Below are 13,082 nucleotides of genomic sequence, written 5' to 3'. Positions count from 1 at the left end.
GTTAATTATCCAAGCTAAAACACCGGGTATTCGCCGACTGCGTAAAAACCCGAATGTTTCCATCGGATAGTAACAAAATAATTCAAAGCTGCAAGTTTCTTTCGGATTGCATGCCAAATTTCATCATCGACTTACGTAATTAAAATTACGGACAAATTCTCACGCAATCCCTTAACAATCCCTAAACATGGGGACTGCAAATATCGTACTTTGATGTAGATCAGCACTTCTAGACGATTCATGGGGTAATAGATTTTCCTTTTGCATCGATTCGGATACAGCTTGTTACAAAATTATTCATAAGATTCAAGTAATTCTTAATCCGTTTGGACGATGGTTTCGCGGCTTGACAGTTTGCAATCCGAATCACTATTCTGATTTCACATACCTAGCACCATGCCGCATCGGTATTGCCTGAAGTTCATGTTTGCGCGCCATCCGGCGTCGCGTCCGCACGTGTTGGTCGTCCCGTTCAATTCCATCATTCGAATGAGGTCACACAGTGCTTTTTCCATTCTCCCGACGAAAAATCCGGCGACATTCGCCCCGCAGCGTCAAGCTGGTTCTGCTGACGGGCGCGCTGCTCGTCGCCGCGCCGGTATTGGCGCAGGCCCCCGAATCGGACAGCACTTTGCCAGTACAGGGCATGCCGGAGATGCAGCAAGGTGCCGTCGATGCGTTGACGACAATGAGTCGGTATTTGCGCTCGCTCAAACGATTTCAGGTACACGCGGATACCGTGACCGATGCCGTGTTGAGTACCGGACAGAATGTCGGCTTTCTTCACCAAACAGAGCTTTCTGTTCAACGCCCCGATAAGGTCCGTGCCGTTGTGACGGGTCAGGCGCGCAATCGCGGGTTCGTCTACGACGGCAAAACCTTCACCCTTTACCAGGAGTCGCAAGGCAAGCGGTATTTCAGTCAGGCAAGCGCCCCGCCGACGATCGACGAGCTGATTCGCGACATCGACGAGAAATATCAGGTCGGTATGCCGTTGGCCGATCTCTTCTATTGGGGCATGGACCCGGACGACGCCACGCAATTGCGTTCTGCCCTGTTCATCGGCCTTGACCGCGTGGGCGGCGAGTGGTGCAACCATTACGCGTTCCAGCAGCCCGATGTCGATTGGGAGCTTTGGATTCGGGTCGGTTCGCGCCCGCTGCCATGCCGCTTCGTGATTACGGATACGTCTCAACCGTCGCGTCCGCGACATTCCGTGAATTACCGCTGGGATGTGAATCCGACGTTCCCGTCAGGGACCTTCACGTACAAGGCCCCGGCTGGCGCGCAACGCATCGAGATGCGGCCGCCGTCTGCCGCTGGAGGTCAGCAATGAAGCGAACGACCTCTTCGGCAATCACATCGGCGACGGTGGGCAAACCCGGCATCCTCACTTTGGCTCGCGTCACGTGTCTTGCTACAGCGGCGGTGCTTGTCCTGACGTCCACGGCCAGTCATGGCTTCGGTTTTCGGGGCGGCGCGCGCACCAGCCTTCACGGTGGCGGCGGTGGTGGTAGTGGCTTCCACGGCGGTGGCGGGTTCCATGGCGGCGGAGCACCGCAAGGCAACTTGAGCGGCGCCACGCGCGGTGGCGGTCCTGCGGGTGGTGGCGCGATGCACGCCAACGGCGGCGGACAACCGCCCGGACCGGGACCTCAGCCGCATCCGAACCCCAGCCCAAATCCGTCACCCAATCCTGGCCCGCACCCGCCTGGACCTGGACCTGGACCTGGACCTGAGCCGCACCCGCCCGGACCACCTCCCGGACCTGGACCTGGACCTGGACCTGGTCCGCACCCGCCCGGACCACCTCCCGGACCGGGGCCGGGGCCCGGGCCACATCCTCCGCCTCCTCCGCCTCCTCCACCGCCCCCACCGCCCCCACCGCCGTATTGGGGGTGGGGTGGTGGTTGGTATGACCCGGTGGCGGCCGCTGTCACGATCGGGGTGTCGGCAGCGATCATCGGCTCGACCGTTGCCTCGTTGCCGCCGAGTTGCGTGAGCACTGTCGTCAACAACGTTGCTTATCAGCGTTGCGGCTCGACCTGGTATAAGCCGGTCTATTCCGGCACCACCGTCCAGTTCGTCGTCGTGACCGCCCCGCACTGAAGCAGTCGTCTCAACGCGTATGTCGGCAGCGCCGGATGTCGTCTCCGGCGCTGCCGCATCGCTTTTTGGGTGTCGCTTGTGGGCGTCGCATCGGGAACGTTATGCTTGAGCCCATGAACCGTCGCATTCTTATCGCCCCCGAAGATGTCGAACTCACGGCCATGCGCGCGCAAGGCGCAGGCGGCCAGAACGTCAACAAAGTCTCCAGTGCCATCCATTTGCGCTTTGACGTCATGCGCTCGTCGCTGCCCGACGAGGTGAAAGCGCGCCTGCTCGCCCGGCTCGATCACCGCATTACGCAAGACGGCGTCATCATCATCAAGGCGCAACAACATCGCTCGCAGGAACTCAACCGCGCCGATGCGCTAGCGCGTCTTCAGGCACTGGTCGACGCCGCCGCCATCCCACCCCGCCGCCGCGTGCCCACGCGACCCACGCTCGCGAGTCAGGTACGCCGCCGCGATGCGAAACAGGAGCGCTCTCGCGTCAAGGCATCGAGAGGCAAGATACATTCCGGACATGAGGGTTAATGCTAATTTTTATTAGCATATGCGAGTAAAAGCTAATTTAAATTAGCTTATTTACATAAATCATCCGAAAGAATGCTAAGATAAATCATCATTTATCCTGAAAAGCACACGATGATGAGCTTCATGGAACCGCTAATCTCAGCACGTAAGGACGCTGGACTGACCCAGGCCGAGCTGGCCGATCAGGCCGGGCTGTCACGCATGACCGTGCAAAAAATGGAGTCGGGCGCGCTCGATCCACGTATGTCGACCCTACTGGAGACGGCGCGCGCGCTCGGTCTGGAACCGATGTTCGTGCCCGCGGCACTGCGCAAGGAAGTCGAAGCGTTTCTGCGCTCCGGCGGCAAATATCTCGCGCAGCCGAGCGGCGTGTCGGCCCCGCCCTCCATCGTGGAAACGCTTCGGGGGTAACCGACCCGACGGGCATTATCGGCACCACCGGCACCACCGGCGCACGACCGCCCGAACGAGACTCTCGCCATGAATATCAAGTACTTGCGCGCCTATCTGCACCAGCCGGACGGCAGCCGTCGCGCCATTGGCTATCTTTCGCAGTATGGGGATATCCTGCGCATGTCGTTCGATGAGGACTACATTGCGGACGCGCGGCGTCCCGTTCTCTCGCTCGCCTATCGCGGTGCCAACGAGACGGCGACCCGCGAAATTCTCGCTTCGCCGCAGGACGTTCGTCTCGTGCGCACCGATGGCCGCTGGCCTGTGTACTTCGAAAATCTGCTACCCGAAGGCCACAACCGCGAACGCCTCGCCGCCGAGCGTCATTGCAGTCCCGACGACGAGTTCGAACTGCTCGCCGCCGCCGGTCATGACCTGATGGGTGCACTGGAAGTCGAACCGGTACCGCCGCGCGAAGGCGTGCCGGACGTCGTGCATCGCTGGCACACCGCATTGGGACTCGAAATGGTCGAACCCGGCTTCGTCGACACGCCGGTGGAAGATGCGGCATCGCTGCCCGGCGTCGTGACGAAGTTCTCCGCCATTCGCGACGGCCGCCGCTACATCGTGAAGCGTCAGGGGCGCGCGGGATCGGTCATTCTCAAGTTGCCGACCACGCGCCACCCCGATCTCGTCGAGAACGAATTCACCGGCTATCGGCTGTGCGAAGCCCTCAGTCTCGACTGCGCAAAAGCCGAAATCATCTCGCGACACGACGCCGATCTGCCTGAGCACGTGCCCTTCGAGCACATCCTCGCGGTGCCACGCTTCGACCGGCTGCCCGATGGTCGGCGAGTACATATGGAAGAGTTCGCGCAGGTGCTGCAATACCCGCCGCGCAGCAAATACGGACGCGGCCTCGACGTCGACTACACCACGATGCTGCGCGTGCTCGATCAGCTCTCCGGCCAGCCCGTGCGAGACGTACGCGAGTTCATGCGACGCCTGATCGCGTTCATCCTGCTCGGCAACACGGATGCCCATCTCAAGAACTGGGCGTTGATCTATCCCGACGCGCGGACACCACAACTCGCCCCCGTCTACGATCCGGTGTGCGTCGCCGCCTTCTTTCACGATGTGCCGCCCTCGCACTACGGCGTGAACCGGGCCATCGACAAGACGCTGCGCGCCTTCGACTGGTCCGCCCTCGAAGCGCTGCTCAAAGGCGCCGGACTGCTGCGCGTGGGGCGGCTGATGACGATTGCTCGCGAGACCGTTCGCGAAGCGCAAGCCGTCTGGCCCACCTTGCTCGACGATGCACCGGGCGCCGTCAAGGCCACCGTGCTGGAGCGACTGAACGGTGGCGTGGCGCTGACCGCCTGAAACACTGCCCCGCCACTCCGGTAAGAATATTACCCGGGTGATATTGCAATTAAAATAACACCCGGGTAATATTCGCCACATCGATCATCCGTCATCGTTATCGGAGTCCGTTGTGGCTACTCAATCTCTTGGCTATACCGTCTTTCGCGACAAGCGTCGCATCGCCTCCGGCTCACTTGCCGACGCCGCCATCGCCTATCAGCAGGCCGTGCTTGCCGACCCGCACGCGTCGGTCCTCATCTTCGACAACCTGACAGGCGACACGCGCGACGTCGACACACGCGGTAGCGCCGCCGACATCCGTGCGCGCTACCCCGCCGCCGTGACCGAGAACCCCGTCAGCGCCGACAGCGCGTCCGAACCGGACGACGCCCCCAAAGGCCGGGGCCGCCCGAAGCTCGGCGTCGTGGCGCGCGAAGTCACGCTGCTGCCGCGTCATTGGGACTGGCTCTCCGAGCAGCGCGGTGGCGCGTCCGTCGCACTGCGCAAGCTGATCGACGAAGCCCGCCGCGCGAACGCCGAGCGTGATATGCAACGTCGTGCGCAAGAGCGTTCTTACAGCTTCATGTCGACGATGGCGGGCGACCTGGCGCACTTCGAAGAGGCGTCCCGCGCGCTCTTCGCCAACGATCACGACGCACTGGCCCAGCGCATCGTCGAATGGCCCGAAGACGTGCGCACGCATCTGATACGTCTCACATCCACCGACGATCTGGTCGACGCGCTGACCTGATCACGCCGTAGTCCATCGGCGCGAGGGGGCCGTCGCCCCCTCGCCGCCCCTCACGGTTCTCACTGATTTCACTGCTCACCGGGCGGACCGCCGTCCCGGATAGGCCTCGCTTTGCTTGTCGCTTTTGCGACACCCCTTTCGACGTCCCCCTTCCGACGTCCTTGTCCGACGTGTCCCGTCCGACGTTTGCGTTCTCACCAAGGAAAACGAACCATGACGCAACAACCCTCCACACCACCGCAGCCACCCAGGCCGCTCTGGAAAACCTGGCTTCTCATCGCCGTGCCGATGATGCTGACCAACGCGCTCCAGTCCATTGCAGGCACCGCCGACGGCATCTACCTCGGGCACCTGATCGGTACCGACGCGATTGCGTCCGTCTCCGCCTTCTTTCCCGTCTTCTTCTTTTTGCTGGCCATCGTGATCGGTCTGTCCGCGGGCGCAACCGTCATGATCGGTCGGGCGTGGGGCGCGCAGAATCGTGCGCTCGTGCGCAACATTGCAGGCACGGCGCTCGTGATGATGTTCGGCGCGGGCGTCGTGATCAGCGTGCTGGGCGGCTTGTTCGCGACACCGCTGATGCGCGTATTCGGCACCCCCGAGCCCGTGTTCGACGCGGCGACGCTATACGCCCGGTGGATGCTCATCGGCATGCCCGTCATCTTTACGTTGTGGCTGACGACGTCGATGAGCCGGGGCACAGGCGACGCGGTGTCTCCCCTCATCGCGCTACTGATCGCAACGCTGCTGTCGCTCGGACTGACACCGGCGTTCATCTATGGCTGGGGACCATTCCCGGCACTGGGTGTGGCGAGTGCCGTGGCGTCGACGATGATCGCGTTCACCGTCGCCCTGCTCTGGATGGCTTTCCACTGGCGACGCAAGGGTCATCCGCTGGCACCGGACGCCGATCTGTGGCGCGCGATTCGATGGAACCCGACGTTGGCGCGCGGCATCCTCCACATCGGCGTACCCGCAGCGATTCAGATGCTAACGATGGCGATTGCCGAAATGGTGCTGCTGAGCATGGTCAATCGGCACGGCGCGAATGCTACCGCCGCTTACGGCGCGGTCACGCAGGTGATGAGCTGGTTGCAGATGCCGGTGATGACGCTGGGCATTACGGCGTCGATCCTGTGCGCCCATGCCATCGGCGCAGGACGCGGTGAGCGCATCGGCGCTATCGTGCGCACCGGTCTGTTGTGCAATCTCGGACTGACTGGCAGCCTGATCGTGGTGATCTATCTGATCGCGCCGACGATCCTTCGCGGCTTCCTGACCGATCCCGACGTGCTATCGCTCGCGACGCACCTGCTCTACATCGTCGCCTGGAGTGTGCTGGTGATGGGAACCACAGCGGTGATGACAGGCGCGATGCGCGCGAGTGGCCGCGTATGGGTGCCGACGCTACTCGGCATGATCGGGCTGTTGGGCATCGAAGTGCCCGCCGCGTGGATGTTCGAGCGGATCGCCGGACTCACCGGCATCTGGTGGGCGTATCCGCTCGCGTTCATCGCCATGCTGACGATGCAGGGCTTGTGTTACCGGGCCTTCCGGCGAGCATCGTGCCGCGCCCAGAAGAACATGACCATTCCGGCGCAGGAAAGCAAAGCACCGACCCAACCGGTCGACGTCCAGCCGTAACCCGCAGTGATCGCCACGCCGCCGAGCCATGCGCCGGCGGCGTTGGCCATATTGAAGGCCGAATGATTCAGCGCCGCCGCCAGTGTTTGCGCCTCGCCTGCCACGTCCATCAGACGAATCTGCAATGCCGGGCCAATGATGATGATCGTGCCGATCGCCAGCACGTTCACCCCCGCCAGCCAGGGGCTCGACGACGTGAACGTGAAGGCCACGAGCAACAACGCCGACCAGATCAGCGTGCCGCCAATGGCGCGCATCAACGTGGCCGCCGCCACCAGACGCGGGCCGATGATCGTGCCACCGACCATCCCCACGCCGAACAGCGCGAGATAGAACGGCACCCACGACTCAGGCACACCGGCGACTTGCATGAGCGTCGGCTTGATATAGCTGAAGACGGCAAACATACCGCCGAAGCCGATGGCCCCGATGCCCAGCGTGAGCCAGACCTGTGAGTTGCGCAGCGCATTGAGCTCACGCAGCGGACTTGCACCATGCGGCGCGGGCGCGTCCGGCACCCAGCGCCACACGAGCAAGGCCGTCAGCGTGCCGATCACACCCACCATCACGAACGCCGCACGCCAGCCCAGCCATTGGCCGAGGCCTGCGGCAATCGGCACACCGAAGAGTGTCGCGAGCGTGAGTCCCAGCATGACTTGTCCGACGGCATGCACGCGGCGATGCGGCGGCACAAGCGACGCCCCGACGAGCGCCGCCACACCGAAATAGGTGCCATGCGGCAGACCGCTGAGGAAGCGCAACACGATCAGCGAGAGATAGCCCGGGGCCAGCGCACTTGCGAAATTGCCAATAGCGAACATCGCCATCAGGGCGATGAGAAACGCGCGACGCGGCAGACGCACGCCAAGCACCGCGAGCAATGGCGCACCGATCACGACACCCAGCGCATAGGTGCTGATCGCGTGACCCGCCTGAGGAATGGTGATGTCCAGACCTTTGGCAACGTCGGGCAACAGGCCCATGATGACGAACTCGCCGGTCCCGATACCGAAGCCGCCCATGGCGAGCGCCACGAACGAAAGCCAGACAGGAATGGACGACGGGGGCAACGTTTCAGTCGCCTCGACGGGGAGGATTTGGGGGGAACTCATTGGGATTCGGAGATGACAGCAAGCGTGGATTTTACGCGAAGCCGTCAAAGTGTGCAGACTCACTGCGGCGTTGCAACATCATCAAAACGTCACAAATACGGGCAAATAGCCCATTGTTTGCACGCACCTGCCGCACTGCAATATGACCGGCAACGAACATTTCTCAAGAAACATCCCGCCACGTATGCACACGCGTGCACGGCGCAAAAAAAAGCCGGCCCAGTGGGTGGGCCGGCAAGCTACGAATGCGCTCCGGTTGCGGGAACCGGATGCAGTCGTATTGGGGGTCAACGGGGAGTGACACATCGCGCGCGCTGCATGGATGCCACTGCGCAGCGCTTCATATCACTCCCCGGAACAACCGGTCAGTGCTCAGTGATGCTTCGAATGCCACTTCCCGGACTTGTCATCCTTTTCATAAGTCTGTTTCACGGCGCTCCATGCCACTTTGTGCGCCGTCTCTTCACGCGATTCATGTCCGCGCCGCTCGCCAGGATCCTTGTACTCATCCCAGGCCGAATTGAACGCCTTGAGATAGATCTCCTGAGCGTGCGCCGGCAAGTTGTCTTTCACGCTTGCCGGTAAATCGTGAGTCTGTCGATACGGCATGACGAGTCCTCCTTGAATGGGGCTAATCGTCAGATATGCCCCATCACCACGAGCAACACCACAATCAGAACGATCAGTCCAAGACCGCCGGACGGGTAGTAACCCCATCCCCGGCTATGCGGCCACGCGGGTAATGCACCGACCAACAACAAAACCAGAACAATCAACAAGATGGTGCCAAGCATGACTTTCCTCCCTTGCCGATCTGACGACGACCGTTACCTGCCGGTCATCCGGGCGATCAGCACCCCGCCCCGTCCCAACCGGGCGATCGCTCGACATACTTGCCGGGCGGGCGCAGCGGGGGTTCTTCTACCGGCGGATCGAGCGGCCGGTCGGGCGGGGGCATCGGCGTCGGTTCGTCCTCATCAGGGGGCGACTTCGGCGGCGGTGTCCCCGGCGGCGTCCTCGGTGGTTTACCCGGCGGGTTGCCCGGGTCGTACGGCTCAGGCAAATGCCCGTCCAGTCGGGGGGCCTGCGTCAGCCAGCGAACATGATTAAGGCTCGGCATGAGCAAGGACTCGTACGGCTTAATGCCAATACGGGTCGACGGTGTAATACGTATGCACCTGCTCGGCCCAATGCATGTCGGCCATACTCGGCCAGTGATCCTTGTCGAACCCCGGCGCCTTCTTGAGGGCCTCTTTGTCGATGTTCAGGATGAAACGCTTGTTCTCCACGTCGAGCTGCAAGGCGTGCCACGGAATGGCGAACAGCTTGTCGCCCATGCCGAGGAACCCGCCAAAGGACAACACGGCGTAAGCCACGGTGCCGCGCTGGACGTCGAGCATGATGTGCTTGACCTTCCCCAGGCTCTCGCCTGCGGTGTTCACAACGTCTTCCGCGTCGAGCGTATCGGCCGCCATTACGGACGGGCCCGGCCCGTCGGGCAGCTTGTGCGATGCGCCCACGATGCGAGCGCCTGATTGACTGGTTTGGGGCGTCTGACCCCGGCCGGATTGCATAGTCATGATTCCTCCTTCGCTAATGAAGTCGAGGCGCGCATTTCAGAACAACGGCGGACAACTCACAGCGTCATCCCAATAAGGCGACTTCGACAGGGCGAGAGTGCGGTCTCTTTTACGTTGCGGCGACGCTTGTCGTGTGTCGCCGCAACGTCCTGCAATGACTGGCGCTTACTTGGCGGATACCTTGATGTCGTTCTTGACATCGACCACGCCGTCTACGCCCTTGACCGTATCCTCGACGAGGGTCTTCTGTGCCGACTCGGGCACCGAACCCGTCAGATGCACCACACCGTGGCGCGTTGTGACGTGGACCTTGGTCGACGGCACATCCTTCTTGGCGAGCAGCTCGGCCTTGACCTTGGCGGTCAGCGCCGAATCGTCGATCTTGCGGCCGGTATCGCTCATCACGCCGCTGGCGGTCGCGTTGTCGGCAATCTTGATGATCCCGCCCTGATCGAGCGCGTGGGCTGCGATGCCCGTGGTAGCAAGTGCACCCACCATGATGAGTTTGAGCAGATTGGCTTGTTTCATTGTGTTGACCTCCCGAAATTGGCCGTCGCATCGTTGGCATTGCGTCGCATTGCCTTTGGGCGTCACCTCCTGCACGTCGAGCGTGCGGCGCCCATCCGACGACCGAGTCTTAGGTGATACATCCCCTCGCCCGGAGATGCCCGGTCTTGCCTCTTGGCCGACGTCTTCAGTGCTTTGCCTGTATCGCTGCACCTCGGATGCCGGTGTGTCCTTTATTCGTTTGTCCGCGCTAAATCTTGTGGCCTTCCTGGCTCTCGCCCGGGCGGCTCATCGCTTTCATACGCCGCTCGTGCAACCGGTTGTCGACGCCCTTTACGCCGTCGACCTTCTCCACTTCCGTCTGCACGACGTGTTGCATCCACCGTTCGGGCACATACCCCGTCAGCAGTACGAGGCCTGACGTCACGGTCACTTCGACGTGGGAGACGTCGAGGTCGACGGCACCGGACAACGACTTTCGAATCGCATCGTGTACCGCGCCATCGGCCCTAACGTCTCCACTCTCGTCTACACGCCCACCGCTACGGCCCCGACTCCCTGCTGCCTGTCCGGCTTCGCCCTCGATATCCTTGACGTTGCTGGCCTTCGCATTGCGCTTCACCGCATCCGCGACATCCATCGGGTCGACGCCAACCGTGCCTTCCGGCCAGTCGACCCGTTGCGACTGCGACGGACTTCTTACCGGCGGCACCGATCCGGAGGCATCCCGTCCCGTACCGGCATAGTCGTCGTGCGGGCCATAGGCGCTTTGCCGTCCGAATCGCGGATGCGCGCCCGGCGCTGCATCCGCCGGGCCGTAACCGCTCTCCTCGCCGTGAGCGATCTCCGGGGCATACCCGTGACCGCCCGCCGCACTTGTCGATGTCTGCGCGTCACCTTTGGACTTCGCGCGCTTCGGCGACGACGCACCCAACCATTCCGGCTGGCTTTGCTTACCCGCTTGCGCCGTTTGTTCGTCACGCGCTACGGACTGCCGGGCCTCGTGAGGCTGCGGCGAGTCCGCGTCGTCTGACGTCGACATCGGCGCACCATGCGTCTCGGCATCACCGTCTTCATGCGTCAGTGCGTGTTGCTCATGCTCCGACGGGTACTGCGTGCCGTCCTGCGTTCCTTCGCCCGCCAACCCACGCTTGTCAGTCTTGCTGGGCGGTGTTGGCGATGGGGGGTTACGCTTCGCCATGACTGACTCCTTGACTGCTATCCGTGCTGTTGCAACTCGCACCGGACCTGTTGAAATCGATTGTAGAGAGGGAGTTTCATTCAGCGAATCGGCGGAATCTGAAAGACGTGTAGGCGGGCGCTGGCAAAACGTATAGGGCGCGCACATCAATACGTCGAGGCGAAAATAATCGCCACAGGATCAAAGACTTACAGCCGTCTTTTGATCCTCTTGAAGAACGAGAGATTCGGGAGAAAATGCGGGCCGTGCAGCGCCGATCCGCACCCGTGGCAGGTGCGGAATCAGACAATTCCTACGAAGAGATGGAGACGACCAGCCCGAGGTGGACGGACTTACGATTCCAACGCCGCCACCGCATCGTCTTCGGAAGCGACGATCACGCGATTGCGGCCGGTGGCCTTGGCACGATAGAGCGCGCGGTCGGCCGCTTTGACGAGCATGTCGACGGATTCCCCGGCCTGTGGCTGTCGGCAAGCCACACCGATGCTCACCGTCACATGACCGAAGTCGCTCGACGCGTGGTCGAGATTGAGCCGGTCGACCGCGAGCCGGATTCCCTCCGCCACGCGCTGAGCGCCCGGTGCATCGGTGTCCGGTAGCACGGCAATGAATTCCTCTCCGCCGTAACGCCCGGCAGCATCCGACGGGCGTTGCAACGCCGCCCCGATGGCGCTGGCGACCGCAGCAAGTGCAGCGTCACCCGCTTGGTGCCCGTGCGTATCGTTGTAGCGTTTGAACCAGTCGATGTCGATGAAGGCGACGGCCAGCGAATGACCGGCACGGCGCATGCGCCGCCATTCCATGGCAAGGATCTTGTCGAGCGAGCGGCGGTTCGAGAGGCCGGTCAGACCGTCGGTACGCGCCAGAAGCCGCAATTCCCGCTCGGCCCGCAGGCGTCGCCGCAACTGGGCGGCGAGGAGTAGCGACGTCAGCACGAACCCCGCGTTGAGCAGCAGGAACAGTCCGCCGAACTCGAACACCCGCTTTCGCCACGGGGCGAGCGTCTCGTCGCTGGACGTCACGATGATCAGCGTGAGCGGCGCATTACTGAGGAAACGCCGGGACATCAGGCTGTCGCGTCCCAGAAAGCGAATGGGATAGATACGCTGATCGTCACGCCCCGGCGGCAGCGACTCGTAGCGGCCGGTCTGCGCCATCGTCAGCCCGATCACGCTTTCGTCGTACGGTTTGCGCATGAGAATTGCGCCGTCCTTCCCAAGCAGGAGAATCACCCCCTCGCGCCCGACCTCGATGTGGTCGAACAAATGACGGAAGTATTCGATATCCACGGCCAGCGACACGACCCCGGCGAACGAGCCGTCCGCGCGCGAGAGGCGTCGGCTGAGCACCATGGTCGGCGCGTTGTTGCGAAGGCGCGAGTGGATGAAGCCGCTCACGTATAGTCCGGCGTTCGAACCAGCGCGATGAACGCTGAAGTAATCCCGATCGGCAAAGTTAAACGGCCGCGGCACAGTGCTCTCCGCGTCGATAGCGATGTTTCCCTTGGCGTCGAGCACGACGAGCGACCCAATGTAACGCGACGCGCCCGCCCGCTCGAAGATCAGCTCACGGCGAAGTGCGGGTGCCATGGCCTCGACGTCGGGACGCGCCAGCAACTTAACGACCGCATCGAGGGAAGCCTCGTATAGCTGGAAGTTGAGCTCCAGATCCCGCTCCATCACTTCAGCGATGTTGCGCTGATTGTCGGCCGCACGGGCGAGTACCAGCAGTCGACCCTCGTAGAGCAACGCCACGGCCACCACCATGACGAGAATGGAGATCCCGACGCCGCTCCAGACGATGAGCGTCGGCGTGCGCGCCACCCAGCGCACCGCCGTTTCCAACGCGACGACAATCCGGGCCTGCAACCGATGCAGCGGCATACTTCAA

The 13,082-nt window shown here is 62.4% G+C and carries 14 protein-coding genes; 7 read left to right on the top strand and 7 right to left on the bottom strand.

Going from position 1 to position 13,082, the window contains the following annotated elements; genetic code table 11:
* Positions 1-502: 502 nt before the first annotated feature.
* From NTU39_RS12880 to NTU39_RS12850, 7 genes are all read left to right on the top strand, one after another.
* On the top strand, positions 503-1,336 hold the full coding sequence (locus NTU39_RS12880; RefSeq protein WP_150662513.1) for a DUF2092 domain-containing protein: 834 nt from the start codon (positions 503-505) through the stop codon (positions 1,334-1,336).
* Positions 1,337-1,923: 587 nt separating this feature from the next.
* Positions 1,924-2,109: a hypothetical protein gene (locus tag NTU39_RS12875; protein ID WP_174984110.1), complete on the top strand. Its 186-nt coding sequence runs from the start codon at positions 1,924-1,926 to the stop codon at positions 2,107-2,109.
* A gap of 113 nt (positions 2,110-2,222) precedes the next feature.
* Positions 2,223-2,639: an alternative ribosome rescue aminoacyl-tRNA hydrolase ArfB gene (gene arfB, locus NTU39_RS12870; protein ID WP_150663423.1), complete on the top strand. Its 417-nt coding sequence runs from the start codon at positions 2,223-2,225 to the stop codon at positions 2,637-2,639.
* 123 nt (positions 2,640-2,762) lie between these two features.
* The gene (locus NTU39_RS12865; protein ID WP_246184368.1) at positions 2,763-3,050 is read left to right on the top strand and encodes a helix-turn-helix transcriptional regulator; all 288 of its coding nucleotides are present in this window, start codon (positions 2,763-2,765) and stop codon (positions 3,048-3,050) included.
* Positions 3,051-3,119: 69 nt separating this feature from the next.
* Positions 3,120-4,415 carry a type II toxin-antitoxin system HipA family toxin gene (locus NTU39_RS12860; RefSeq protein ID WP_257959960.1) on the top strand — a complete coding sequence of 432 codons (1,296 nt, stop codon included), beginning with the start codon at positions 3,120-3,122 and terminating at the stop codon, positions 4,413-4,415.
* A 112-nt stretch (positions 4,416-4,527) separates the two neighbouring features.
* Positions 4,528-5,148, top strand: coding sequence for a DUF2239 family protein (locus tag NTU39_RS12855; RefSeq protein WP_257959959.1), 621 nt, complete (start codon positions 4,528-4,530; stop codon positions 5,146-5,148).
* Positions 5,149-5,361: 213 nt separating this feature from the next.
* Entirely contained in the window at positions 5,362-6,792 is a 1,431-nt protein-coding gene (locus NTU39_RS12850; RefSeq protein ID WP_257959958.1) for an MATE family efflux transporter, read from the top strand.
* On the opposite strand, the gene NTU39_RS12845 is transcribed toward NTU39_RS12850, so the two are convergent.
* From NTU39_RS12845 to NTU39_RS12815, 7 genes are all read right to left on the bottom strand, one after another.
* The gene (locus tag NTU39_RS12845) at positions 6,690-7,904 is read right to left on the bottom strand and encodes an MFS transporter (RefSeq protein ID WP_150662509.1); all 1,215 of its coding nucleotides are present in this window, start codon (positions 7,902-7,904) and stop codon (positions 6,690-6,692) included. The two genes, NTU39_RS12850 and NTU39_RS12845, sit on opposite strands and share 103 nt — an antisense overlap.
* Positions 7,905-8,276: 372 nt before the next feature.
* The gene (locus tag NTU39_RS12840; RefSeq protein WP_150662508.1) at positions 8,277-8,513 is read right to left on the bottom strand and encodes a ChaB family protein; all 237 of its coding nucleotides are present in this window, start codon (positions 8,511-8,513) and stop codon (positions 8,277-8,279) included.
* 29 nt (positions 8,514-8,542) lie between these two features.
* Positions 8,543-8,698, bottom strand: a complete 156-nt coding sequence (locus NTU39_RS12835) for a DUF3309 family protein (protein ID WP_257959957.1) — start codon at positions 8,696-8,698, stop codon at positions 8,543-8,545.
* Between the two features lie 345 nt (positions 8,699-9,043).
* Positions 9,044-9,484 (bottom strand): PRC-barrel domain-containing protein, encoded by a 441-nt coding sequence (locus NTU39_RS12830; RefSeq protein WP_150573993.1) that lies wholly within the window; start codon positions 9,482-9,484, stop codon positions 9,044-9,046.
* Between the two features lie 165 nt (positions 9,485-9,649).
* Positions 9,650-10,012 (bottom strand): BON domain-containing protein, encoded by a 363-nt coding sequence (locus tag NTU39_RS12825; RefSeq protein ID WP_257959956.1) that lies wholly within the window; start codon positions 10,010-10,012, stop codon positions 9,650-9,652.
* Positions 10,013-10,241: 229 nt separating this feature from the next.
* Positions 10,242-11,192 (bottom strand): BON domain-containing protein, encoded by a 951-nt coding sequence (locus tag NTU39_RS12820; RefSeq protein WP_257959955.1) that lies wholly within the window; start codon positions 11,190-11,192, stop codon positions 10,242-10,244.
* A gap of 332 nt (positions 11,193-11,524) precedes the next feature.
* On the bottom strand, positions 11,525-13,075 hold the full coding sequence (locus NTU39_RS12815; RefSeq protein ID WP_257959954.1) for a GGDEF domain-containing protein: 1,551 nt from the start codon (positions 13,073-13,075) through the stop codon (positions 11,525-11,527).
* Positions 13,076-13,082: the final 7 nt, after the last annotated feature.

The organism is Pandoraea commovens, assembly GCF_024704525.1.
Classification (GTDB): domain Bacteria; phylum Pseudomonadota; class Gammaproteobacteria; order Burkholderiales; family Burkholderiaceae; genus Pandoraea; species Pandoraea commovens.
The sequence above is the reverse complement of the archived record's forward strand: the minus strand, read 5'-3'. Positions and strand labels throughout refer to the sequence as shown.

What these genes read in the sequence shown, in the direction of transcription:
- arfB (WP_150663423.1), top strand. Translation starts at nt 2,223, where the DNA reads ATGAACCGTCGCATTCTTATCGCCCCCGAAGATGTCGAACTCACGGCC.
- NTU39_RS12865 (WP_246184368.1), top strand. Translation starts at nt 2,763, where the DNA reads ATGGAACCGCTAATCTCAGCACGTAAGGACGCTGGACTGACCCAGGCC.
- NTU39_RS12860 (WP_257959960.1), top strand. Translation starts at nt 3,120, where the DNA reads ATGAATATCAAGTACTTGCGCGCCTATCTGCACCAGCCGGACGGCAGC.
- NTU39_RS12850 (WP_257959958.1), top strand. Translation starts at nt 5,362, where the DNA reads ATGACGCAACAACCCTCCACACCACCGCAGCCACCCAGGCCGCTCTGG.
- NTU39_RS12845 (WP_150662509.1), bottom strand. Translation starts at nt 7,904, where the DNA reads ATGAGTTCCCCCCAAATCCTCCCCGTCGAGGCGACTGAAACGTTGCCC.
- NTU39_RS12840 (WP_150662508.1), bottom strand. Translation starts at nt 8,513, where the DNA reads ATGCCGTATCGACAGACTCACGATTTACCGGCAAGCGTGAAAGACAAC.
- NTU39_RS12835 (WP_257959957.1), bottom strand. Translation starts at nt 8,698, where the DNA reads ATGCTTGGCACCATCTTGTTGATTGTTCTGGTTTTGTTGTTGGTCGGT.
- NTU39_RS12830 (WP_150573993.1), bottom strand. Translation starts at nt 9,484, where the DNA reads ATGACTATGCAATCCGGCCGGGGTCAGACGCCCCAAACCAGTCAATCA.
- NTU39_RS12825 (WP_257959956.1), bottom strand. Translation starts at nt 10,012, where the DNA reads ATGAAACAAGCCAATCTGCTCAAACTCATCATGGTGGGTGCACTTGCT.
- NTU39_RS12820 (WP_257959955.1), bottom strand. Translation starts at nt 11,192, where the DNA reads ATGGCGAAGCGTAACCCCCCATCGCCAACACCGCCCAGCAAGACTGAC.
- NTU39_RS12815 (WP_257959954.1), bottom strand. Translation starts at nt 13,075, where the DNA reads ATGCCGCTGCATCGGTTGCAGGCCCGGATTGTCGTCGCGTTGGAAACG.